Source organism: Staphylococcus sp. FSL K6-0223 (assembly GCF_038008285.1).
The window spans coordinates 109028-135528 of record NZ_JBBOYX010000002.1 but is presented as its reverse complement, the minus strand read 5'-3'; the positions used below and the strand labels follow the sequence as shown (position 1 = coordinate 135528).

The following is a 26501-nucleotide window of genomic DNA, read 5'->3' as shown; positions in this document are numbered from 1 at the left end:
GGCCCAACATAGTGAATTTCATGTTAGCGAAATTCTACAAGTAGGGCAAGTTGGGAGAAGGACAATGAAAATAATTTTGACAAATTATATTTCGTCCCTCTCCCACTTTATGACATTAACATAGTATACGAACAATCAGTAATTGATTAAATAGCGCAAGTTAAATTAACTTTACTTGTTAATTAGTCTTCTTTTGTTGATTCAACATATTTAGCATTATCTCTTAATAAGTCAATAACTTTTTGAATACGAACATCATTTTTAACAATGTCAGTATTACCTAATGTTGATTTAATATCTTCAACTGAAATATTAAATTGTTCACTCATTTTTTCTAATTCTTTATCGATGTCTTCGTCTGAAACTTCAACATTTTCAGCATCAGCAATAGCAGTTAAAGTTAAGTTTGTTTTAACGCGTTGCTCTGCATCGTCTTTCATTTGTTCTCTTAGTTGATCTTCATTTTGACCTGAGATTTGATAATAAGTTTGTAAATCTAAACCTTGTTGTTGAATTCTTTGGCCAAACTCTTGAATCATACGATCTAATTCAGTGTTAACCATAGCCTCTGGAATGTCGATTGTAGTGTTCTCAGTTGCTTTGTTGATGGCTTCTTCTTTTTCAGTATTTTCAGCTTCAGTAGCTTTTTGTTCAGATAAACGTTTGCGTAAGTTTTCTTTATACTCATCTACTGTTTCAGCATTAGAATCTAATTCGTTCGCAATTTCATCATTAAGCTCTGGAACGTCTTTATATTTAATTTCATTGACTTTAGTTTTGAAAGTAGCTTCCTTACCAGCTAATTCTTCAGCATGATATTCTTCTGGGAATGTAACGACTACATCTTTTTCTTCGCCAGTTTTCATACCTTCTAATTGTTCTTCAAATCCTGGAATGAATGAACCAGAACCAACTTCTAGGTCGTAACCTTCAGCTTGTCCACCTTCAAATTCTTCACCGTCAACAGAACCTGTGAAGTCGATGTTTACTGTATTGCCATTTTCAACAGCTCCATCTTCTTTAACAACCATTTCTGCTAAATGACCTAAACTATGATCAATTGATTCTTGCAATTCATCATCTGTAAGTTCAGTATCTTGTTTTTCAATTTCAAGACCTTTATAGTCGCCCAATTTAACTTCAGGTTCAACTGTTACTGTAGCATCGAAAATAAAGTCTTTACCTTTTTCAATTTGAGTAACGCTTACTTCAGGTTGCGCTACTGGGTTGATACCAGTTTCATCAATAGCTTCACCGTAAGCTTCAGGTAATAAGATATCAACTGCATCTTGGTATAATGCCTCTACACCAAAACGTTGTTCAAAAATTTGACGAGGCACTTTACCTTTACGGAAACCAGGCACATTAATTTGTTTAACTACTTTTTTGAATGCTTGATCTAATGCTTTGTCTACTTTTTCTGCTGGAACTGTAACTGTTAATACGCCTTCGTTACCTTCCCTTTTTTCCCAAGTTGCTGTCATGTATAAATACCTCCATGATTGACTAATTTATTTTTTCAACTTCCCTATTATATCATAGGTTCAAAACGTAAACAAACATTGAAAATACTGACTTTTTCATGTTTATTTGTTTTCAATAGATACTATATTAAAATTCTTTTAGCTAATTTGCAACAAATGAATTTCAGCTTTCAATATCTAAAGATTTTATAAATTCAAGTGTGTTTAAGTTTTCAACAGTTATATCTATACCAAGTAACGCTTTGAAATAAACATCATATGCATTTATCCAATCTTCTATATCATACAAATCTTCAATATTTAATGGATATAGAAGAATTGAGTGATTATTCATGATATGATGAGCTTCATCTACAATATGCAAAGCCCCATCTTCAAGCCTTTGAATTACTTGAGGAATAACTAGTTTCTTCATTATTGTATGTTCAAGTCCACATAATTTCGATGGTATAACTTCTGCACTAAGACGATATTTGTTAATATCAATTGTTCGTTGATAACCCGCAAATCTTAAATATTCTAGCATCAAGCTTTTTATATTATTAGGTAAATCTAATGTTGTTAATAAATGAGCGATACTTTCTTTAAATTGGTAATGACCGTTATCAATAAGTTGGAGGATTAGTGCTGTCTGTTCTCTACTATTGAACTCATCAAATTGAGATAAAGAAGTTGAAATCATTTTTCTATCTTGATCAAGTTTAGATTGTGCATATTCTTTCAATGGAAATAATTCCATTCTCGTTTTATGATTTTTAACTTCATCGATAATTTGATTAATTACTTCTACCGCTTGGTAATATTGACCTAACCCATTTAAACTTTTTATATAATAAATCATTAAATCGTCATAGCAATTTAATCCACGCTTTAATAATATAATTGCTTCTTCTCTTAATTCTAAAAAAGAGCTCATCTGATGAAGCATCCAACATTTTTTCAACGCTAATTCTTCACTAAGTTCAAAATGCATTTCATACTTCTCAAACAAATCATACATTAAATCAAGGTCAAGACTCGTTTGAGCTTCATTAATTTGCTTTCTTATTTTCTCCTCTGATTGTGGAAATGGAATTACATTTGACATTGATTATGCACTCCAATCTTTATAAATCTTGAAGAATTAAAGCACTCCATGTTTCAAAATCATCATACGACTCAATACTACCCTTTTCTACCCATTTAATTCTAAGGGTATCTGTCTCTTTCGCTTCAACATCAGTAGTACTTACAGTTATTTTAAAAACAATGCCCATGTGAACTTTTCCTACTTCATTATTATCATCGTTAATAAATCCAAGATATTCCATGTTTTGAGAATCTTCTTTTGCAAGGCCAACTTCTTCTTCTAATTCTCTTTGAGCATTAACTCTTAGTACTTCATTGATAGAGTCGGCTCCCATAACGTCGTTCATATGACCACCTACTCCTATAGAAGATTGACCATGCAACCTTTCTTCTCCTCCGCCAGATAAGCGCTCATATACAAGGATTTCACCTTTTTCATTTTCTAATAAACAATATGAAATAAGCTGTTTAAATGTGGAATCCTCTTCCATATCTCCACGTCTTTTTACTTCGTATTCATTTAGTGCATTAAAGATATCTTTACCTTTAATATTATTTTTATGTAAAAATCCATTAAAAGCATTTTTCTCATCATTAAAAAGTACTTTTCGTGGAACAACGATAATTTGTTCATCAAATTTAGACATATTAATCTCCTTTAGGTATATACTTTTATATCAGTCATTTTAGCAAAAATCTACTTACTTTGCGATTTACTTTATTATGAAGTTTTAATCACAAAAATCTTAATGGCAATTGATAATGATACACAACTATGAATTGCCATAAAAAAAGAGATGACACCTGAGTCATCTCTTAATCTAATATTATTTTAAAGCTTCTTTAGCTTTAGTAACTAATTCACCGAAAGCTTTGTCATCTGAAATAGCAATTTCTGATAACATTTTACGGTTAATATCAATTTCAGCTTTTTTCAAACCGTTCATTAAACGAGAATAGCTGATGTCGTGTTGACGTGCAGCAGCGTTAATACGTGTAATCCATAATTTACGGAAGTCACGTTTACGTTGACGACGGTCACGGAAAGCATATTGACCTGATTTCATTACTTGTTGTTTAGCTACTTTGTATAATGTATGTTTTGAACCGAAGTAACCTTTAGCTAATTTAATCGTTTTTTTACGACGTGCTCTTGTTACTGTTCCACCTTTAACTCGTGGCATAATAATTCCTCCTTAGATATTATCTATCTTGTAATTTCGTATTAAATATTATTTTTTGTAAGCTAATAATTGTTTTACGCGTTTCATATCACTTTTTGAAACTAATTTAGCTTTACGTAATTGACGCTTTTGTTTAGTGTTTTTGTTTGCGAATAAGTGAGATGTGAAAGCTCTTGAACGTTTTAATTGACCAGAACCAGTTCTTTTAACACGTTTAGCAGCTCCACGGTGAGTTTTCATTTTAGGCATGATTCATTTCCTCCTATTATTTAACGATTATTTTTCATTGATAGGCGCTAACATGATAAACATTTGACGCCCTTCCATTTTAGGCTTTTGTTCAACTGTTGCTATATCTTTACATTCATCTGCAAATTGTTCTAATACACGTTGACCAATTTCTTTATGCGTAATCGCACGACCTCTGAAACGAATAGAAACTTTACATTTGTCGCCTTTAGATAAGAATTTACGTCCATTTTTCAACTTAGTTTGAAAATCATGTTCCTCAATTGTTGGACTTAAACGTAATTCTTTAACATTAATGACTTTTTGTTTCTTCTTCATTTCTTTTTCTTTTTTCTGTTGTTCGAATTTATATTTACCGTAATCCATAATTCTCGCAACAGGTGGTTTCGCATTTGGTGCGACAACAACTAAATCTAAATCAACTCGTTCAGCCATTTCTAAAGCTTCACGTTTCGATTTCACACCAATTTGATCACCATCTTGGCCGATTAAACGTAGTTCTTTTGCACGAATTCTCTCATTAACTTGAGTTTGATCTTTTGCTATGGTTGACACCTCCTAGAGTTTTACGAAATTGTCCCAAACAAAAAAGAAGAGCGAGTAACAATACCCGCTCTTCTTCCACACATTTATTGTGTAACATGATTAACCTGCCAACTGCTATTGCGTCGCTACAGGTGAGAAGCGGGTGCTTCTACTTGGTTCGTTTCGTATTCAACGTTACTAATCATATCAATAATAAACATGTAAGTCAATTGTTTTTTTGTTATTTATTGTGATGTCTAATTTCATCCATCGAAACATCTTGTCTTAAATCAACTTTTTTAAGTGGAATCATTTTCGTTTTATAGCGTAGCTTATGGTAAATGAAGAATGCTAAGAAAACAGGTATTCCCATATAAGTAATAACAAAACGATTAAGATCAAAATGTCCTGTTTTTATAAAGTCTACATCTTGTCCGATGATAACAATTATACATAATATACCTGCAAATATAGGGCCAAATGGGAACAGCTTAGCCTTATATTTAAGTTTACTTTTATCATAATCTTGTTTATCAAATGCTCGTCTGAATCTATAGTGACTTATTGCTATACCTACCCAAGCGATAAACCCTGTCATACCACTAGCTGCAACAATATATTCATATGCATCTCCACTTATATGCTGTAAAGCAAAGATGATTACAACAAGTACACCAGTAGCAATTAATGATAAATAAGGTACGCCACTTTTGTTAGTCTTACCAAAAGAAGAAAATGCTAATTTGTCTTTACTCATTGAATATAACATACGAGTTGATGCATACATTCCTGAGTTACCAGCAGATAAAACAGACGTTAATATAACGGCGTTCATAAATGATGCTGCAAAAGCAAGACCAGCATTTTTGAACACAAGTGTAAATGGAGAAGTAGAAATGCTATCTCCACCGCCCATTAGAGACTTACTATCATAAGGAATTAACATACCTATAATGAATATTGCTAGAATGTAAAATAATAAGATACGCCAAAACACTTGCTTAATCGCTTTAGGGACGGCTCTTTCTGGATTTTCAGACTCACCAGCTGTGATACCTATTAATTCTGTTCCTTGAAATGAGAAACCTGCAACAAGGAATACTCCTAAAATTGATAATAGGCTACCACCTAAATTTCCACCTAGAATAGGACCATCACCTTTGGTAAATGTATCAAAACCGACGTATTTACCACCCATAATTCCAACAATTGTTAATAAACCAATGACAATAAATATAACTACAGTTATTACTTTTATTAAAGCGAACCAATATTCACTTTCACCATAAATTCTCACTGATAAAGAATTTAGGGCAAATATAATTACTAAAAAGATACAACTCCAAACCCACGCTGGTATACCTTGCATAGGTGACCAATACTGTATAACCTGTGCAGCAATGGTAACATCAGCAGCAACAGTTATTACCCAGTTAAACCAATAGTTCCAACCTAATGCAAATCCCAGTGATGGATCAACAAAGCGTGTAGCATATGTACTAAATGAACCAGAAACTGGTAAATAAGTAGCCATTTCCCCAAGAGATGTCATCAGGAAGAATACCATTGCACCAATAATTGCATAAGCAATTAAAGCACCTAACGCACCAGCATCATGAATAGCACCACCAGATGTCATGAATAGACCTGTACCAATACAACCGCCTATAGCGATCATTGAAATATGACGGTCTTTTAATCCTCTTTGGACACCGTCATTTTGATTTTCTTTTTTACTCATAGAAGCTCCCTTTCCTTGTCTTAGAGGCTAACATGTAACTATTTTTCTCTTTGTGTAATAAATATATATTTTAAATATGAAAGTTTGATTAAAAAATTTATAAGCAACAAACTTTGTAACAATAACAGCACTAAATCATTTATTAAACTAAATACTACACAATACGAAAATAAAAAGTGGTTACATACCTTTAAGATATGCAACCACTTAGGTTTTATCTATATAAGGTAGCACATCACATTCTGTGACAGTACAGCTTCTTGTCGAAAACTGTCCCAACAATTATAAATTATGGTTTTACAATTGTTTCGGCATCGTTACCTTTCACTAATTCAACACATGTCCCATACGACTTCTGACTAGTTACTAATTAAAGATGCAACCTCTAACTCTAATTTTATTTCATTCATCTGTAATATACATGATACGACCTATCTTTTCAAGGTTATCTATGTTTTTTTAAACGAATTTCATCAACCAAATTCCAAATAAATTCATCTTTTTCAAGTGTTTCTTGATCTTGGGAACCATATTGTCTTACATTGACTTCATTATTTTCTACTTCTTTATCTCCTACAACAATTTGGTATGGTATTTTTTGCATTTGCGCTTCACGAATTTTATAACCCATTTTTTCATTACGATCATCAATCTCAACACGAACGCCTTGCGATTTAAGTTCATCTTGTAATTGGCGGGCGTAATCATAATGTAAATCTACATTAACTGGAATGATTTCGACTTGTTTTGGTGCTAACCATGTTGGGAAAGCTCCTTTAGTTTCTTCAGTAAGGAATGCGACGAAACGTTCCATTGTAGAAACAACACCTCGGTGAATAACTACTGGTCTATGTTGTTCACCATCACTACCAATATAAGTGAGTTCAAAACGTTCAGGTAGTAAGAAATCAAGCTGCGCAGTAGATAAAGTTTCTTCTTTACCCATTGCAGTTTTAACTTGAACATCAAGTTTAGGACCATAAAATGCCGCTTCACCAATAGCTTCTACATATGGTAGACCCATTTCATCAACTGCTTCTTTGAGCATTGATTCAGCTTTATTCCACATTTCATCATCATCCATATATTTTTCTTTATCTTCTGGGTCTCTGTAACTTAATCTGAAAGTGTAATCCTTAAAACCGAAGTCTTCATAAACTTCTTGAATCATATTGACTACTCTTTTGAACTCTTCTTTAATTTGATCTGGTCTCACAAATATATGAGAATCGTTAAGAGTCATTCCACGAACACGTTGTAAACCTGAAACTGCACCACTTGCTTCATATCTATGCATAGTACCTAATTCCGCAATACGGATTGGTAGTTCTCGGTAAGAGTGTGGTTTATTATTATAAATCATCATATGGTGTGGACAGTTCATTGGTCTTAATACCATTTCTTCAGTTTCATCTAATTTCATAGGTGGAAACATGTCATCTTGGTAATGATCCCAGTGACCAGAAGTTTTATATAAATCAACATTTGCTAATACTGGAGTATATACATGGTCATATCCCATGCTCACTTCTTTATCTACAATATAGCGTTCAATTTCACGTCTGATTGTAGCGCCATTTGGTAACCATAAAGGTAATCCAGCACCAACAAGTTGGCTATTAGTAAATAATTCTAAATCTTTACCGATTTTGCGGTGATCTCTTTCACGACGTTCTTCAAGCATTTGTAAATGCGCTTTTAAATCCTTTTTATCAAAAAACGCAGTTCCGTATATACGTTGTAACATTTTATTGTTACTATCACCACGCCAATAAGCACCTGCAGTTGATAGTAATTTAAACTCTTTTATCTTAGAAGTCGAAGGTACATGTACACCACGACATAAATCAGTGAATTCACCTTGTGAGTATAAAGTAACGCTCTCATCTTCTGGAATTGCATCAATAAGTTCTAATTTATATGGATCATCTTTGAAGAATTCTTTCGCTTCATCCCTACTTACAACTTTTCGTTCTATTTTATAATTCTCATTAACGATTTGCTTCATCGTTTTTTCTATTTTATCAAAATCATCTGATGATACTTTTTCATCCATATCAAAGTCATAGTAAAATCCGCCTTCAACCACCGGACCTACACCAAATTTCACATCACCATATAAACGCTTCAAAGCTTGTGCCATTAAATGCGCAGTAGAATGACGTAAAACCTCTAAAGCCTCTTCACTACCTGGTGTAACAATCTCAATTGATCCATCTTCCTCAAGTGGTCTAGTTAAATCTACCATTTGACCATTAAATTTACCTGCTACAGCTTTCTTTCTTAAACCTGGGCTAATAGATTGAGCGATGTCTTCAGTAGTAGTACCTTTATCAAATTCTTTTGAATTACCATCTGGAAATTGAATATTAATTTGATCCATATTAAACCCTCCTAAATATTAAAAAGATCTGATCGTTGACTTATTGAATGATTAAGACAAATATCCACAAAACAAAAAACTCGCCCCCTATAACAAGGGACGAGTTTGTCGTGGTACCACCCTAGTTGCTCAGCTTTATAAAAATAATAACTAAGCTACTCTACATGAGATAACGGTCTCGAGCCGGATATTCATTACAAATATCATTATGAAGTAGTAATAATTTAATATATTAGCCATATTCTCATCAACTAATGACTTTCTGTGTAATAGTGATTAAATTATCTTATCTTCAATAGTTTCAACGATTAAGATTTAAGTCCATTATACACCTCATAAGATAAAATTCAATTGTTTCTATAATTTTTACCTTCTAAATAATATGGTGTAGATAGCGTTTTAACACGTTCAATAATTCTAGCTGCTTTAGTTTTCTCAGCTCCATCTCTCGTCATAGATAAATGATGCTCTAATTCACTATAGTCGAAGTTCGAACTGAAAAACGTAGGTAACTCATGAACCATTCTATAATGTAATAATGGTCCGATAATTTCATCTCTTACCCATGGTGTAACCTCTTCAGCACCTATATCATCAAGCATAAGTATATTAGCTTCACGCACACGTTCTAGTTTCTTTTCAAAACTACCGTCTTTGAAGCCACCTTTTAAAGTACGAATAAATTCAGGTAAGTAAACAATAGTGGATGAAATCTTCTTCGATTTGAGTTGATTAGCAACTGCACCTAATATAAATGACTTACCTGTTCCAAAAGGGCCATACAAATATAATCCTTTTACTTTTTCATTATTAGCTATATTTGTGCATATTTCATCTGCAGCCATCGCTACGTCCAAACGATCACGTTCAGTCATGTAAATATCTTTTAATTTTGCATCTAATGTATCACGTTGCATATGATGTGAGGTGATGAGTTGAGAGTTAAAGCGTTCTTCATCATGCTTAATTTTACATGGACATTTCAAATATCTAATCTTAATTCTTTCATTTTCAATATACAACTCAGGTACGTGCCCTTTAACAAAATTAGGACATTCTTCAAAACGATGACCATCATAATGCTTCTGTTGATCTTTATACTCTTGTAAAACATTTAAATCTTCATCAATCATTGCATTCGTAAGTTGAGATTGATGTTGCTCTAGAAACTCTTTAACATCTGGGTCTTTTATAACATTTTGCTTGATTTTCTCAATACGTTTATTTAAGTCGTCTGACGCACCCATTATGTTCTTGAAACTTTTCATTACTCATTGCCCTCCTCCCATTTTTTATTCAAACGTTCTAAGAATGCTTTTCGATCTTTTTCTAATTTTTCATCTTTTGTGGTTGAATCTTTTGTAACTGATGAATTTGATTGAGCCTCTCTATTTTCAAGCCATTTTGGAGTTTTCTCTTTTGAAATAAGTTGCTTGTTTTGTCTGGAATAGTTTCTATTCCCTTTGAAATTTTGGTCATAACTTTTAGGTTGATTAACTTGAAGTGCATAGTTGTAAGCTTGCTTAGCTGTTTTAATATCTTTTTTCTTCCAATTTGATGCAATTTCGAATATGTAAGATTTGGGTAACTTCATATCTTCTTTTAGCATAACAAATTGCAATAGTATATTAATCACACCGAAACTCATTTTTTCTCTATCAATTAATTCTTCAATCATACTTTTTTGTGATTGCGTAGGTTCAGAACCTGACCAACTCGCTAACATATCTATAGGACTAGTTTCGTCTAATAGTTGTAACCATTTATCAGTATTATCTAGAGGTGTATCTTTTTCTTGAGGTGATTTATCAAAAGACTCACCTTTCAATTGTAATTTTGGCAAATGATTTTCGTGTTCAATCAAATAATATGATCGTGCTTGCTTGCGCATTTCTTCAAATGATAATTGTTGTGCACTAGTAATTGAATTTAATATAACTTTTTTCATTCCATCGGCAGTCAAACCATATAACGTAGCCAATTGAATAATTAATTCTTTAGCATCTTTAGTTACGATTTCATTACTGATAAAGTGTTGATTTAACATATGTCTCAACATTTCGAAATCAAATGTCTCATTGGATAAATCAATACCACTATAGTGATTAGCTTGTTTAAGATTAGATAAATCTTGATTTAAAACCTTTTTGGGTACATTAAATACTTCAGTAAACTTCCTAGTCGTTTGTTGATAATGACTTAAATCCTTTTTGTCTTTTTCAAAATGATTCTTTAAAGACTGATAACGATTTTTATCTACTTCACTATATAAAAAAACAGATAACATAGGATCATTAAAAAATTGATAAGCTGTAGGAGGTTGTATTAATTGATATACAAATCGTGTTTGCTGCTCTTCATGCTTAACAAAGGTTTTAATTAACCCGATAGCTTCTAAATAATCCATCTGCTTTCTAAAGTCTAAAAGATTTATTTTTAACTCATTCATAAATATGTAATGAGTGAGCGGATAATGATGATGGTCGTCTACAAATTGATTGATAAAGTGATAAAGCCCTATAGATTGCGGACCGATTAACGGCGTAAAGAGACGGTTCAATATTTCTAAATGTTCTGTCGTTAATTGAAATTCTTTGATGACCTCGAAGCTATCTTGAGGTCTTAACCCATACTCATACGACTGTAATCCCATTTAATAATCACTCCGTTTATTATCACTCAAGATTCCTTGCATTGAAGCAAGTAATTGGTCAACGTCCTTAAACTCTTTATAGACAGATGCAAATCTAACATATGATACTTGATCAACATGCATTAGTAGTTTCATTACATGCTCCCCTATATCTCTTGAGGATATTTCAGTTTGACCTTCGTCACGTAATTGCCATTCGACTTTATTGGTAATATCTTCCAATTGTTGGTATCTTACTGGTCTCTTTTCACAAGATCTCACTAACCCATTTAATATTTTTTCTCTTAAAAATTGTTCTCGAGTACCATCTTTTTTAACAACGATAAGCGGACTTACTTCAATGTGTTCAAAAGTAGTAAACCGAGTTCCACAATTTTCACATTCTCTTCTTCGTCTTATTGCATTTGCATCATCTGCGTGTCTAGAATCAACTACTCTAGAATGTGTTGAATTACATTTTGGGCATTTCATTTATGTCACCCTCTTAAGTTTGATTAACGTACATTATACTACATAATTGTATTGTAAAAAAGAAAGGTTATTTACGCTAGAATTTAGATTTTAATACTATAAATATAGATTTTTAAATGATATTTTACTATAAAATTGAATCTTTGGATAAATGTTTAAAACAGAAATTTAAATTAAGTTAATTACGCTTTCTAATGTTTTTATTATAAAGATATAAGTCTTAATACAAATTTCCAAAAGGAAAGCTGTCAACAAAGGATAAAGATCAACCAATATGAGTTAGATGAATACTAACTTTATGATTGTTCATACTTTGTCGACAGCTTATAATTACATGTCTTATACTGTTTTTTAATTATACTGCTTTAACAGTGGCCTCTTTCTCAATCAGTTCTCCAATTTGTTCAGCTACTTCTACAACACGATTAGAGTAACCCCATTCATTATCATACCAAGCAATTACTTTTACTTTATTCTCACCCATAACCATAGTAGATTGAGAATCTAAAACTGCAGAATTAGGATTCGTATTAAAGTCTACTGATACTAAAGGTGCATCTTCAACATCTAAAATGCCATCTAAGTCCGATTGTCTAAATGCTTCATTTACTTCTTCAGCAGTGACATTCTTTTCTAAATCAACGACTAAATCAACAAGTGAGACATTCTTAGTAGGAACACGTAAAGCCATTCCATGAAGTTTCCCTTCAACTTCTGGTAACACTTCTTTAAGCGCTTTAGCGGCACCAGTTGAAGTTGGAATAATACTTTCATTGCAAGAACGTGCTCTACGTAAATCCTTATGAGGATTATCAATATTTTTTTGATCGTTAGTAATGGCATGAACAGTTGTCATTAAACCATTTACAATGCCAAACTTATCATTCAAGACCTTTGCAACTGGACCGATACAATTGGTAGTACATGAAGCATTACTAAAGATATCGTATTGATTAATATCAAGTTTGTCATCATTAACACCTTTAACAATCATTTGTACCTCTCCACCTTTTGAAGGGCCTGTGAGTAATACTTTCTTTGCACCTGCATTAATATGAGCAATGGCTTTGTCTCCATGATTAAATTTACCAGTAGCTTCAATAACAATGTCAATATCTAATTCATTCCATGGTAAATTTTCTGGATTTCTATCAGAAACAAGTTTAATTTCATGATTATCTACTTTAATACCATTTTCTGTTGCTTCAACTTTTTTATCATATGTACCATGAGTTGTATCATAATTAATTAAATGTGCAATAGTTTCAGAAGGATAACTTGCATTAATCGCTACTACATTTAAGTTTTCGTTTTTTAAAGCTATACGTAGCACCATTCTTCCAATTCTACCCATTCCATTAATCGCGATATTCGTTGACATTAAAAAGCACCCCTTGAACATTTATTTATATGTTATACTTTATGAAATTAGTATAACATATTATCTGTCTTTTGAAAGCGTTTCCTTATACTCATGTTCGAACTTTTATCTATCATTTTAAATAAGTTATACTTATTATTTAACATATAAAAATAAAAAGCGTACACAAAACAATGCTTTGTGTACGCTAACTTTATTAATCGATATAACCTTCTTTTTCAAGAAGTTGTTGTAAATTTTGTTTTAATTCAAGTTTATCACCTAGATTGTCTATGACATGATCCGCCATTCTACTTTTCTTATCAATAGATATTTGACTATACACACGTGCCTTAGCATCTTCTTGTGATAAATCATTTCTTTCCATTAAACGTTCAATTTGAATACTTTCAGAAGTGTAAACTACCCAAACTTCATCCACAGTATCTTGTAAATCATTTTCAAATAATAAAGGAATATCCATAATGACATTGTATCCCTCATTTAGGTAGTGATTCTTCTCTTCTTCCATTATTTCTCTAACAATAGGATGAACTATTTTATTAAGTTCTATTCGTTGTTCTGGATTATTAAAGACAAGTTCTCCAACATATTTACGATTCATCTCACCATTGTCGTCAATAGCTTCTTGACCAAATTTCTCTCTTATTTGATCTAATCCTTTTGAACCCTTCTTAACAGCTTTTCGAGATGCAACATCCGCATCAACAACCTTAAATCCATAAGCAGTTAATAATTCTGAGACTGTTGATTTACCAGTTGCGATTCCACCTGTTAGTCCAATAATCTTTGGCATATTTTCACGCTTCCTTTATTTCTGACAATTTGGGCAAAAATGACTATTTCTAGTGGCAATCACTTTTGTTTCTATTTCATGCCCACATGTTTTACAATATTTCTGTTTATAAACATTTAAATGCAATTGCATTTCTCCGGTTTTACCGTCAGCATGGCGATAATCAGAAATACTTGTTCCACCGTATTTAATACCCTCTTCAAGAACTTCTCGAACATAATAAAATAACATCTCTTTTTGTTGATGACTCAATGAGTTAGCAATTTTATCAGGTCGAATACCAGTTCTATAAAGTGCTTCACAAGCATAAATATTACCAGCACCAGCAATTACTTTATGATCTAAAATCATCTGTTTAATAGGTTTATTAGCGTATTTATTAATATCAAAACAACTTAGATAATGTATCATTGCTTCTTTATCAAATGGTTCTGGAGCTATTTCTAGAAAAGGAGGATAACTTTCATAATTGGCAATATTTCTAATTTCTCCAAAACGTCTAATATCTGAGTAAACTAATTTTTTACCATTGTTGAGTTCGAAAATCACTTGCCAATGTTTACGGTAATTTGGCGTTCCAATTTCTTCTAAATCATCTACTACAAAAAATCCTCCTGCCATACCTAAATGACTTATCAAAATTCTATGATCATTGTCTTTTTCAATATGAAAAACGATGTACTTACTACGCCTAAGAACTTCAGATATAACATAACCTTCAGTTAATTTTTTAAAACTATCTAACTCTATACCTTTTATAATTGTTTCTCTTTGATTATTTTTACCTTCGATTACCTTCTCTGAAAAAATAACTTTATCAATTTTTTCATTTATTACAAAAGGTTCTATACCTCTTTTAACATGTTCAACTTCTGGTAATTCTGGCATATTTTAATCCTTTCCTTATTTAGCGTCATACCATGTTGGTCCATAACTTGAATCTACCTTTAGAGGTACATCTAAATCTAGAGCTTGTTCCATAATTTCTTCAACAAACTTACTAAAATCTTCGACTTCAGATTTAGGCAACTCGAAAATCAATTCATCATGAACTTGCAATAATAATGTCGCGTGATAATTAGTATCTTTAACTTTTTCATAAAACTTAACCATAGCTAATTTAATAATATCTGCTGCGCTACCTTGTATCGGGGTATTCATTGCTGTTCTTTCTGCAAAACTTCTTAAGTTGAAATTACGACTTGTAATATCTGGAATGTAACGACGACGATGTAGAAGTGTTTCAACATATCCTTCTGCTCTAGCATCTTTAACAATGTCAGACATGTATTGTTTTACACCAGGAAAACTAGCTAAGTAATCATCTATAAAAGCTTTCGCTTTTTTACGTGTAATTCCTAAACTTTGACTTAAGCCATAATCGCTAATTCCATACACAATACCAAAGTTTACTGCTTTGGCTTGTCTACGCATTAAACTATCTACTTCATTAGCTTCTACGTTAAATACTTTCATAGCTGTCGCAGTATGAATATCGTTACCATTAATAAATGCCTCTTTCAAACTTTCATCTTGAGTAATATGTGCAAGCACACGTAACTCTATTTGTGAATAGTCAGCCGATAAGATTACGCTATCCTTATCTGTAGGTTTAAAGGCTTTTCTAATTTTTCTTCCTTCTTCTAAACGAATAGGTATATTCTGTAAGTTTGGATCTACACTTGAAAGTCTACCTGTTTGTGCTAACGTTTGATTAAAACGTGTGTGAATTCTCTGATCTTTACTAATCACTTTTTGTAATCCTTCAACATAAGTTGATTGTAATTTTGACAATTGTCTATACTCCAATATATGTTCAATAATTGGATGCTCTCCCTGCAATTGTTCTAATACGTCTACTGCTGTTGAATAGCCTGTCTTAGTTTTCTTGATAACAGGTAGTTTTAGCGTTTCAAATAAAACTACTCCTAATTGTTTAGGAGAATTAATATTAAATTCTTCTCCTGCAGCTTCATGAATGTTTTTAATTAAAACATCTAATTTTTCTTGGATTTCGTTCTCCATTTGTTTTAAGTCTTCAACATCAGTATAAATACCAATTTCTTCCATTTCACTTAAAATTTTAGCAAGTGGTAATTCTAAATCTTTGAGTAACTCAACTTGATTATACTCTTTTAATTGAGCCTCCATTTCAGGTTTAGAGTTAGCAATTGCCTCTGTGATGGAAGCTACATGTTTATTTAATACTTCTTCTTCAGGAACTTGATGTTTTTTCCCCTTACCGTAAACTGACACATTATCTTTAACATAATTCTGTCCATAAAGTGAAACTACAGATTTTACATCATCTATTGAACGAGAAGGATCAATAATATAACTAGACAACATTACATCAAACTGCACATTTTGAATATCAATATTTAAACGATGCGCAGCCACATAAGTTTTTTTTGCATCGTATACAGTTTTAGTCGTATTTTTATCTTCTAACCATTGGACTAAATCTTGATATTGCTTAATATCTTCAGCATTAATGACCACATGTGAATCATCAGCATAAAATCCGAATTTTAGGATATTATCTTTAAGATAATTTGTGCCCTCTAATTCAAAATGAATAATTGCATGCTCTAGACTTTCAAAGTTGATATGTTGAAAATCCGATTCAATTTCAAAGGTCTTTTCGTTAACTACATCGTTATTAGCTTCTTCATCAATATCTGCCAATAATTGTTTAAATTCAAGCTTTTTAAACAATTCTATTTTGTTAGTATTATCATCTTGATTTTCTAATTTTGTATCATTTAGATTAACCTCAATGGGACTTTCAACATTAATTGTAGCTAAGTCTTTACTCATCAAGGCATCATCTTTACTATTCACGAGTTTTTCTTTTAATTTTTTAGCTGTGACATCATCAATATGTTCATAAACACCTTCTACAGAAGTAAATTGTTTAAGAAGTTTGATTGCAGTCTTCTCACCAACGCCAGCAACCCCTGGAATATTATCTGAAGTATCTCCCATGAGGCCTTTCATATCAATAATTTGCTTCGGTTCTAGCCCATCATATTTTTCAGCTATAAAACTTGGCGTGTAGTGATCTACATCTGTCACACCTTTCTTAGTGTAATAAATTGTGACATTATCAGTAGCTAATTGTGTTAAATCTCGATCCCCTGTAATAATAATCGTTTCGAAACCAGCCTTATCAGCTTTTTTACTTAGCGTGCCAATAATGTCATCCGCTTCATAATTTTCTAATTCATAGTGTTTAATGTGATAAGCATCTAATAATTGACGAATATAAGGAAATTGTTCACTTAATTCTGGTGGTGTTTTTTGACGTCCACCTTTATATTCACTGTACTTAGAATGTCTGAAAGTAGTTTTACCAGCATCAAATGCAACTAAAAAGTGATTGGGTTGTTCTTCTTTAATAATTTTCTCAAGCAACATCGCAAAGCCATATATAGCATTTGTATGAATACCAGCTTTATTAGAAAGTAATGGTAAAGCATAAAACGCTCTAAAGCTTAAACTGTTACCATCTATTAACACTAATTTATCCAAAATACGTAACCTCCAGAACTGATTTACATACATTTTAGCATACATAGGAACGCTTAACGAATATAGAGTTTAGCGTTCCTTAGTGCATTTGCATCAGCAAATGTAATCCTTTACTAGCATAATTGAACATTGAAATACTTAGTACCACTTACGCATTAGTCTTTAGCTAATGTGTTCCTCTTTTTTACGCTTAACGAATTTAAGACTTCTAACATAAAGTTAAATGTATACAACAAAAAGCTTTTCAAAAGAAGAAACTGCAATGTCAAAAATGACATTGCAGTTTCTCAAATTATTCATCTATAAAAGTAACTTTGAAGGTCGAACCTTCTCCAAGTCTACTATTTATGTTGATTCGTCCGTTATGGGCTTCGACAATATGTTTAGTTATTGATAAACCTAAACCTGTACCGCCAGAATCTCTACTTCTCGCTTTATCTACTCTGTAGAAACGTTCAAAGATATGTTTTTGATCCTTGGCGCTAATACCAATTCCGAAATCTTGAATTTCTAAATTAACCTTTTTGCCCTCTCTAAATACTCGTACAATAACCTTATTATCCTCAAGAGAATAATTAATCGCATTTGAAAGTAAGTTAGTAATAACTTGAGCAATTTTATTTTCATGTGCTTCTATAATGACATCTTTTTCAATTTCAGGTTGAATTTCAATATTTTTATTTATAGCTTGAGTCTGCAAGTTATCAATCGTATTATAAGCTAATTCAGATAAATTCATATAGTTCGTTTCAATCTCGGTTTGTTGTTCGATATGCGATAAATCCAATAAATCCATAACTAACGATTCTATTCTATTAGATTCTTTCAAAATGATGTTCAAGAACATATCAAGAGATTGTTCATCATTTTTAGCACCTTCAATAAGTGTCTCTGCAAAACCTTTAATAGAAGTAATTGGTGTTTTCAATTCATGTGACACATTAGCCACAAACTCTCTTCTAAGATTTTCTAATTTTTGAAGGTTAGTAATATCATGAAGTACGACAACCATACCTTGTAATTTCTTCTTAGATTTGGACAAAATTGGGACACATGATACATCAAAGTATTTAGTATGTACATTATTAATGTCTACTTCAATTTGATCATAGATTACCTTCTCAGTTCTAAAGCTTTCTATTATTAGCTTCTCAATACTATCATCTATAAAACCAATATAATTCTTATTTTCAACCTGTTGATCCGGACTAAATACTTCATAGTAAGCATGGTTCGCAACAACTATTTCGCCATGTTTATCAATCATTAAAACAGAACTTGGAATATTCTCAAGTGTTGTTTTCAAACGATTTGATTGTATTTTTTGACTATTGTTCAATTTCTGCAATCTTCTGGCTAGCTCATTCGTTGTTACAAAAAGTGCTCGTGTTTCCTTAACATTACTTTCAGGAACACGAACATGATAATAACCATCTGCCAATAATGATGTTGCATACGTCACTTCATTAATAGGTCTTATGTATGTTCGATTGATACTTCTACTAGCTAAATAAACTGTGAATAACACTATGACGCCTATTATAGAAAGGTATTTCCACATTTCTCTTTGTAAATCTATGATTTCATCATTAATTCCACTTATGTATACGGTTTTGTTACCTATATTATCTTTAAAAGTATAGCGCGTACCGATATTAGTTTTTTTAGTAATTAAGTTAGAAGGATTTGCTGCATTATCAATTCTACTATCTATCTTTTTACTATCACCTGATGAAAAAATGATGTGTTCATCAGCTTCGTTTTTTATAACAACGATATTTTGTTGATTATCAGCAAGGTTGTCAATCTCTTCACCTTTTTTATGATTTAGTAAATTGACATAATTATGTGCTTCATTTCTTAATTCATTGATTTGATTGCTAGTTAAAGTTTGATAAATTGTGTTGTGAATAATTGCACCTAAACCAATAAAACTAATTATTGTTATAGTACTAATTAATAATAATAGACGATGATGAAACTTTAGCATTAAGCTTTAGGTCTCTCCAATTTATAACCTAATCCTCGCACTGTTTTAATTAATTTAGGTTGTTTTGGATTCTCTTCCAATTTATCTCTTAAATGACTAATATGTACATCGACGATTCGAGAGTCGCCAGCAAATTCATAATTCCAAACTGAATTGAGCATATGCTCTCGTGTAATGACACGGCCTTGTCTTTCAATTAAGTATAATAATAATTCGAATTCTTTAGGAGTTAACTCTAATAATTCTTCATCTTTATATACTTCAAAGAATTCAGGACGTATACGAATTGAGTCGATGATGATGTCTTCCTCATCTGTGTCCTCTTTCTCAATTTCATTAACAAACTTAGAACGTCTTAAAATAGCCTTAACTCTTGCAACCACTTCTCTAGGTGAAAATGGCTTTGTCATGTAATCGTCAGCACCTAGTTCAAGTCCTAAAACACGATCGAACTCATCATCTTTTGCGGTTAACATTAAAATAGGTACTAAATTTTTGTCAGATCGAATTGATTTACACACCTCAATACCATCCTTCTTAGGTAACATGACGTCCAATACAATAAGTTCAGGTTGCTCTTCTTCAACCTTTTTTAATGCTTCCTCGCCGTCATACGCGACTTCAACTATGTATCCTGCTGTTTCTAAATTATACTTTAGTAAGGTCACGATTGATTGTTCATCATCAACCACTAATACTTTTTGTGACATGGTGTGCCTCCCTATTTTGTTATTACAATTTCATTATAACTGAAGTTCAAATAAAAATAACATAGCTACACATCAATTTTACATAAACTTAACAAAACAAATATATTTGCACATATATTAAGAAAATATTTGTTTAATATTGTCTTAACATTAATTAACCTATCATCTTTTGAAGTAAAAAGATAATGATAACTTACATTTTTACATAATCTTTAAAAAAGGGTTGGCTTTCGCCAACCCAACAAAGATTAGTATCTTATTTATTTTTAACTCTAATTTAGTTTACTTTAAGTTTTTAATTAACTCGTCAGCGAACTCTGAAGTTGAAACTTCTTCAGCGCCATCCATTAAACGAGCAAAATCGTAAGTTACAATTTTAGAAGCGATAGTTGCTTCAATTGAATCAGTGATTTTATCAGCAGCTTCTTGCCAACCTAAGTGTTCTAACATTAGAACTGAACTTAAAATTTCTGATGATGGATTAACTTTATTTAATCCAGCGTATTTTGGAGCTGTACCATGAGTTGCTTCAAAGATAGCGTGGCCTGTTTCGTAGTTAATATTAGCACCTGGAGCGATACCAATACCGCCAACTTGTGCAGCTAAAGCATCTGAAATGTAGTCACCATTTAAGTTCATAGTTGCTACTACATCATGTTCAGCTGGACGAGTTAAGATTTGTTGTAAGAAGATATCAGCAATTGAATCTTTGATAATAATTTTGCCTTCTTTTTCAGCTTTATCTTGAGCTTCATTTGCTGCATCTTTACCTTCTTTTTCAACAATTTCATCATATTGTTGCCAAGTAAATACTCTATCACCAAATTCATTATGAGCTAAGTCATAACCCCATTGTTTGAATGAACCTTCAGTGAATTTCATAATGTTACCTTTATGCACTAAAGTCACAGATTTACGATTGTTATCTAAAGCATATTGAATAGCTGCTCTAACAAGACGTTCTGTACCTTCTTTAGATACAGGTTTAATACCAATACCTGAAGTTTCTGGGAAGCGGATGTTAGTAGCTCCCATCTCATTTTGTAAGAAATCAATTACTTTTTTAACTTCTGAAGTTCCTTCTTTAAATTCAATACCTGCGTAGATATCTTCAGTGTTTTCACGGAAAATAACCATATCTACATCTTCAGGACGTTTAACTGGAGATGGTACACCTTGGAACCAACGAACAGGACGTAAGCAAGTAAATAAATCTAATTCTTGTCTTAAAGCAACATTTAGTGAACGGATCCCGCCACCAATTGGCGTAGTTAAAGGTCCTTTAACAGCGATTAAATATTCTTTAATCGTGTCTAAAGTTTCTTGAGGTAACCATTCTCCTGTTTCATCATAAGCTTTTTGTCCAGCTAAAACTTCTTTCCATTCAATACGTTTTTCGCCGTTGTAAGCTTTTTCTACTGCTGCATCAATAACGCGACTTGCAGCTTTCCAAATATCTGGTCCAATTCCATCACCAATAATAAATGGAATAATTGGTTCGTTTGGTACATTTAAACCTTCATTAGTTTGAGTAATTTTTTCTGCTGACATAAATCTAACCTCCAAGTATATTTAAACTTTCACTAAATACTATATGTTATTTTATTATCTTTCTTCAATAGGAACATATTTACGATCTTTCTCACCAATATATTGAGCTCTTGGTCTCATAATTCTGTTGTCTCGATATTGTTCTAATATATGAGCAATCCAACCAGAAGTACGACTTACTGCAAAGATTGGTGTAAATAAATCATGAGGAATGTTCATACTGTGATAAACAGTTGCACTGAAGAAATCAACATTTGGAATTAAGCCTTTTTCATCTTTCATACGCTTTTCAATAGCTAATGAAATATCAAATAATTCGCTTTGACCAGTTTCTTCAGTAATTTTACGGCTCATTTCACGTAAATATTTAGCACGTGGATCACCATCTTTATATACACGGTGACCAAAGCCCATTACTTTATCTTTATTAGCGAATCTCTCATCAAGGTAACTATCAACATTATCAGTACTACCTACTTCTTTTAACATTGCCATTACACGTTCATTTGCACCACCGTGTAGAGGCCCTTTTAATGAACCTACAGCAGCAACAATACCTGAATACATATCAGAGAGTGATGAAACAGCACAACGAGCAGTGAATGCAGATGCGTTTAATTCATGATCGGCATGTAAAATTAAAGCTTTATTGAATGCTTCAACTTCAATGTCAGTTGGAAGTTCGCCTCTTAACATGTATAAGAAGTTCGCTGCATAACTTAATTCTGAATTAGGTTTAACAGGTTCTTTCCCTTCTCTTACTCTTGCGAAAGCCGTAACTAATGAAGCAATTTTTGCTTGAATACGAATTGCTCTTTCATACTTTTTATCTTCAGATTCATCTTCAGCATCTGGATCGAAATGAGCAATATAAGATACAGATGTACGTAACGCTGTCATAGGATGAACATCATCAGTTACATACTCTTCAAAGTGTTTATAAACTCTTTCGTTTAGAGTCATAAACTCAAATAATTTTTCTTTCAATTCTTTTAATTCTTCTTTATTTGGAAGTCTATAATTCCAAAGTAAGAAAATAATTTCTTCGAATTGGGCATTTTCTGCGAGATCATCAATATCATAGCCCGCATATGTTAATTGACTATCAATTATTGAGCTGATCTTAGTTTCAGCTGCAATAACCCCTTCTAAACCTCTTTGTAATTCTGCCATGATAAATTTCCCCTTTACTATTTCTTTATGAAATGGCTTTCACCTAGTATTATAGCTAAATTCAAACAATTTGTGAAACATTATAAATAACTTTAAACATGTAAAAATGGTATATTAGCTTGACCTTAATGTATGTTAACATCTTTAAAAGAGCGTGAAATTAAACTTTACATAGTATATAACTCATCAAATTTCAAAAATATTGTGATGTTTTCGTTTAGTTATCAAGAATGATTACAAAATATAAATATACATTTTAGTGAATTTTCACACTTTTTTGCGAAAAGAATTGTATAAATAGCCTTATAAGTGCATAATATAAATATCTTATAGTAAGGGAGATGTCTTATGGCTGAAAATTTACAAAGAGAATTGAGCAATCGTCATGTTCAATTAATCGCCATTGGAGGCGCTATAGGAACGGGGTTATTCCTTGGTGCCGGTCAAACAATTGCAATGACGGGTCCCTCAATATTGCTTACCTATATCATTATAGGATTTATGTTATTCATGTTTATGCGTGGATTGGGAGAAATTATTATTCAAAACACTAATTTTAAATCATTTGCGGATGTTACTAATAAATACATAGGACCATTTGCTGGATTTATTACAGGGTGGACATATTGGTTATGTTGGATTATTACTGGTATGGCTGAAGTTACAGCGGTAGCTAAATATGTTAGTTTTTGGTTCCCTGAAATACCTAACTGGATTAGTGCTTTATTTTGTGTATTAATTTTAATGTCATTTAACCTACTAAGCGCCAAATTATTTGGTGAATTAGAATTTTGGTTTGCAATCATTAAAATTGCCACGATTATTGCTTTAATCGTTGTAGGTATTGTCATGATTCTTTTTGCTTTCAAAACACAATTCGGACATACAAGTTTAACTAATTTATACAACCATGGAATATTCCCTAAAGGGGCTTCAGGGTTCTTCATGTCATTCCAGATGGCACTATTTTCATTCGTAGGAATCGAAATGATTGGTGTTACTGCTGGAGAGACGAAAGATCCTGAACAAACTATACCAAAGGCAATCAATAGTGTACCTATTAGAATATTAATTTTCTATGTTGGGGCATTAGCAGTAATTATGTCAATCATTCCTTGGTACAAAGTTGATCCAGATAACAGCCCTTTCGTTAAATTATTCGCTTTAATTGGAGTACCATTTGCAGCTGGAATAATTAACTTTGTGGTTTTAACTGCTGCTGCATCATCATGTAATAGTGGTATCTTTTCAAATAGTAGAATGCTGTACGGACTATCTAATCAAGAACAAGCTCCACCAGCCTTCTCTAAAACGAACAAAAACGGTGTACCACACACAGCTATTATAGCTTCATCAGCATTATTGCTAATTGCAGCGTTGTTAAATTATATTTTCCCTGACGCTACTAAGGTATTTACTTATGTTACAACTATTTCAACTGTACTATTTTTAGTTGTATGGGCATTGATTATTATTGCTTATATCAATTACAGTAGAAATAATCCAGAGTTACATAAAAAGGCAACTTATAAATTACCTGGTGGTCTATATATGGGATATGCAATATTAGTTTTCTTCATTTTTGTCTTCGGCTTATTATTTGTAAATGTCGATACTAGAAGAGCTATCTATTTAACACCTATTTGGTTTATTATTTTAGGTCTCATGTACTTACGATACAAAAAGGTAAGCAAACACGCGTAACAATAATAATTAATACCAGCGTTAGAATTGAAATGTCTAACGCTGGTATTTTTTTTATCACCATTCAAGTTTTAAAACACAAAAACTGAGACATTATAAATAATGCCTCAGTCATGTAAAATTACATTTAAATTATAGTACGTTAGCATAGCCTTCAAAGATTTTTCCTTGAGCTGCATCAACAGTAACTAACATATCGTTCTTAATTTCTTTAGTAGCTTTCTCAACACCAACTACTGTTGGAATACCTTTTTCTAAACCAACGATTGCACTTGGTGAAGTGATACCGTTCTCTTCAGTAATTAAACCAATAGCATTTTCGACATAAGGTACTAATGTTTCATCAACAGAGTTAGTAACAATGACTTTATCAGATAAATCTTTACCCTCTAAGTCACTTGCACTATCAGCAACAATAGCATGGCCTACTACTGATCCACGACCTACGCCTTGGCCACGAGCAATTTCATCACCTACTAAGTGAATTTTCATCATGTTTGTTGTACCTTTTTCACCAGTAGGTACACCTGCAGTAATAATGATTAAGTCTCCATTAGAAACTCTACCAGTCTCAACTGCAGTTGCTACTGCATTATTGAGTAATGCATCAGTGTTTTTACGTCCTTCTTTAACTACAGGATTAACGCCCCAAACAATCGCACATTGACGTGCAGTTTCTTCACTAGGAGTAACAGCGATAATATCAGAGTGTGGACGATATTTTGAAATCGTACGTGCAGTTGATCCACTCTCTGTTGCAGCAACAATTGCTTTAACATTTAAATTAAGCGCTGTATGTGCTACAGAAACACCAATGGCATTAACAAGAGATGTTTCAACTAACTTAGTACGGTCAGATAATAATTTTTTATAATCTTGCGCTGCTTCAGCTGAAACTGCGATATTTCTCATCGTTTTAACTGCTTCTTCTGGGTATAATCCCGCTGCAGTTTCACCTGATAACATAACTGCATCAGTACCATCATAAATGGCATTAGCAACGTCACTTGCTTCCGCACGAGTTGCACGAGGATTACGTTGCATTGAATCTAACATTTGAGTTGCAGTAATAACTGGTTTACCTAATTTATTACATTTTCTAATTAAATCTTTTTGAACCATAGGTACTTTTTCTGGTGGTATTTCAACACCCATGTCACCACGAGCAACCATTAAACCATCAGAAACTTCTAATATTTCGTCAATATTATCGATACCTTCTTGGTTTTCAATTTTAGGGAAAATTGTGATATGAGCTTTTTCTTCTTCAAGAATTTGGCGAATATCTAAAACATCACTAGGACGTCTTACGAAACTTGCTGCGATAAAATCAACATTTTCTTTGATACCAAAGCGGATATCATCAGCATCTTTATCAGTGATACCTGGTAAATTAACTTTTACTCCTGGTAAGTTAACACCTTTTTTATTTTTTAATTCTCCTGTATTTAAGATATCACATTTAACTTCGCCTTTATCTTTATTAATTTCTTTAACTTGTAGTTCAACTAAACCGTCATCTAATAAGATATAAGAACCTTCATTTACATCGTTAATTAAGTCTTCATAAGTAACCGAGAATTTCTCAGGAGTACCTTCAACTTCATTCATACTTACAATAACTTCTTTACCTTTTTCTAATTCAATAACGCCATCTTTCATATTATGCGTACGAATTTCTGGCCCTTTAGTATCTAATAATAGTGCAACAGTTTTATCTAAGCGTTTAGCAACTTTACGAATTGTATCAATTCTTGCTTTATGTTCTTCATGACTACCATGAGAGAAGTTTAAACGCGCAACGTTCATACCCGCGTTAATTAATTTTTCAAGCATTTCTTCCGATTCAGAAGCTGGTCCTATAGTACATACAATTTTAGTCTTTCTCATTATATAATCCTCCC

Annotated in this window: 21 protein-coding genes, 1 riboswitch and 1 other annotated feature; of the genes, 1 reads left to right on the top strand and 20 read right to left on the bottom strand. The window is 32.3% G+C overall.

The genetic code is table 11. From position 1 onward, the window contains the following. Positions 1–182 precede the first annotated feature (182 nt). The 19 genes from tig to MHI13_RS11570 all read right to left on the bottom strand — a co-directional run bounded on the left by tig (position 183) and on the right by MHI13_RS11570 (position 22893). Entirely contained in the window at positions 183–1484 is a 1302-nt protein-coding gene (gene tig / locus MHI13_RS11660; protein ID WP_064210130.1) for a trigger factor, read from the bottom strand. A gap of 163 nt (positions 1485–1647) precedes the next feature. Beyond that, positions 1648–2571 (bottom strand): hypothetical protein, encoded by a 924-nt coding sequence (locus MHI13_RS11655; RefSeq protein WP_002436066.1) that lies wholly within the window; start codon positions 2569–2571, stop codon positions 1648–1650. 19 nt (positions 2572–2590) lie between these two features. Continuing rightward, positions 2591–3199, bottom strand: a complete 609-nt coding sequence (locus tag MHI13_RS11650; RefSeq protein WP_002436122.1) for an NUDIX domain-containing protein — start codon at positions 3197–3199, stop codon at positions 2591–2593. 180 nt (positions 3200–3379) lie between these two features. After that, the gene (gene rplT / locus MHI13_RS11645) at positions 3380–3736 is read right to left on the bottom strand and encodes a 50S ribosomal protein L20 (RefSeq protein ID WP_002436058.1); all 357 of its coding nucleotides are present in this window, start codon (positions 3734–3736) and stop codon (positions 3380–3382) included. A 48-nt stretch (positions 3737–3784) separates the two neighbouring features. After that, on the bottom strand, positions 3785–3985 hold the full coding sequence (gene rpmI / locus MHI13_RS11640; protein ID WP_001830767.1) for a 50S ribosomal protein L35: 201 nt from the start codon (positions 3983–3985) through the stop codon (positions 3785–3787). Between the two features lie 27 nt (positions 3986–4012). After that, positions 4013–4540 (bottom strand): translation initiation factor IF-3, encoded by a 528-nt coding sequence (infC, locus tag MHI13_RS11635; protein ID WP_002436083.1) that lies wholly within the window; start codon positions 4538–4540, stop codon positions 4013–4015. Positions 4541–4567: 27 nt separating this feature from the next. Further along, positions 4568–4691 (bottom strand) — a sequence feature (ribosomal protein L20 leader region). 60 nt (positions 4692–4751) lie between these two features. Next, entirely contained in the window at positions 4752–6251 is a 1500-nt protein-coding gene (locus MHI13_RS11630; protein WP_002436014.1) for an amino acid permease, read from the bottom strand. 220 nt (positions 6252–6471) lie between these two features. Continuing rightward, positions 6472–6647: riboswitch (Lysine riboswitch) on the bottom strand. Positions 6648–6696: 49 nt separating this feature from the next. Next, positions 6697–8634: a threonine--tRNA ligase gene (thrS, locus tag MHI13_RS11625; protein WP_002435998.1), complete on the bottom strand. Its 1938-nt coding sequence runs from the start codon at positions 8632–8634 to the stop codon at positions 6697–6699. A 347-nt stretch (positions 8635–8981) separates the two neighbouring features. Beyond that, positions 8982–9902: a primosomal protein DnaI gene (dnaI, locus tag MHI13_RS11620; protein WP_002469660.1), complete on the bottom strand. Its 921-nt coding sequence runs from the start codon at positions 9900–9902 to the stop codon at positions 8982–8984. After that, positions 9902–11287, bottom strand: a complete 1386-nt coding sequence (locus MHI13_RS11615; RefSeq protein WP_002436100.1) for a replication initiation and membrane attachment family protein — start codon at positions 11285–11287, stop codon at positions 9902–9904. The genes dnaI and MHI13_RS11615 overlap by 1 nt, the downstream gene beginning before the upstream one ends. Continuing rightward, the gene (gene nrdR / locus MHI13_RS11610) at positions 11288–11758 is read right to left on the bottom strand and encodes a transcriptional regulator NrdR (RefSeq protein WP_002436018.1); all 471 of its coding nucleotides are present in this window, start codon (positions 11756–11758) and stop codon (positions 11288–11290) included. It abuts the gene before it with no gap. A gap of 355 nt (positions 11759–12113) precedes the next feature. Beyond that, entirely contained in the window at positions 12114–13139 is a 1026-nt protein-coding gene (gene gap / locus MHI13_RS11605; RefSeq protein ID WP_002436117.1) for a type I glyceraldehyde-3-phosphate dehydrogenase, read from the bottom strand. Between the two features lie 196 nt (positions 13140–13335). Then, on the bottom strand, positions 13336–13935 hold the full coding sequence (gene coaE / locus MHI13_RS11600) for a dephospho-CoA kinase (protein ID WP_002436006.1): 600 nt from the start codon (positions 13933–13935) through the stop codon (positions 13336–13338). A gap of 15 nt (positions 13936–13950) precedes the next feature. Then, positions 13951–14823 (bottom strand): bifunctional DNA-formamidopyrimidine glycosylase/DNA-(apurinic or apyrimidinic site) lyase, encoded by an 873-nt coding sequence (gene mutM, locus MHI13_RS11595; protein ID WP_002436128.1) that lies wholly within the window; start codon positions 14821–14823, stop codon positions 13951–13953. Positions 14824–14838: 15 nt separating this feature from the next. Beyond that, a complete protein-coding gene (gene polA / locus MHI13_RS11590; protein WP_340761085.1) occupies positions 14839–17469 on the bottom strand; it encodes a DNA polymerase I in 2631 nt (876 codons plus the stop codon). Positions 17470–17761: 292 nt separating this feature from the next. Next, on the bottom strand, positions 17762–19459 hold the full coding sequence (pnpS, locus tag MHI13_RS11585) for a two-component system histidine kinase PnpS (RefSeq protein ID WP_002434749.1): 1698 nt from the start codon (positions 19457–19459) through the stop codon (positions 17762–17764). Beyond that, complete coding sequence (locus tag MHI13_RS11580; RefSeq protein ID WP_002434702.1) at positions 19459–20169, bottom strand: response regulator transcription factor; 711 nt, start codon at positions 20167–20169, stop codon at positions 19459–19461. Before MHI13_RS11580 ends, pnpS begins: the two co-directional genes overlap by 1 nt. A 282-nt stretch (positions 20170–20451) precedes the next feature. After that, positions 20452–21720: an NADP-dependent isocitrate dehydrogenase gene (gene icd / locus MHI13_RS11575; RefSeq protein WP_002434778.1), complete on the bottom strand. Its 1269-nt coding sequence runs from the start codon at positions 21718–21720 to the stop codon at positions 20452–20454. A 54-nt stretch (positions 21721–21774) separates the two neighbouring features. After that, entirely contained in the window at positions 21775–22893 is a 1119-nt protein-coding gene (locus MHI13_RS11570) for a citrate synthase (protein WP_002434679.1), read from the bottom strand. Positions 22894–23241: 348 nt separating this feature from the next. On the opposite strand from MHI13_RS11570, the gene MHI13_RS11565 reads away from it, so the two are divergent. Then, a complete protein-coding gene (locus tag MHI13_RS11565) occupies positions 23242–24597 on the top strand; it encodes an amino acid permease (protein WP_002434764.1) in 1356 nt (451 codons plus the stop codon). Positions 24598–24729: 132 nt separating this feature from the next. Here MHI13_RS11565 and pyk read toward each other — a convergent pair whose 3' ends face one another. Continuing rightward, a complete protein-coding gene (gene pyk, locus MHI13_RS11560) occupies positions 24730–26487 on the bottom strand; it encodes a pyruvate kinase (RefSeq protein ID WP_002434667.1) in 1758 nt (585 codons plus the stop codon). Positions 26488–26501: the final 14 nt, after the last annotated feature.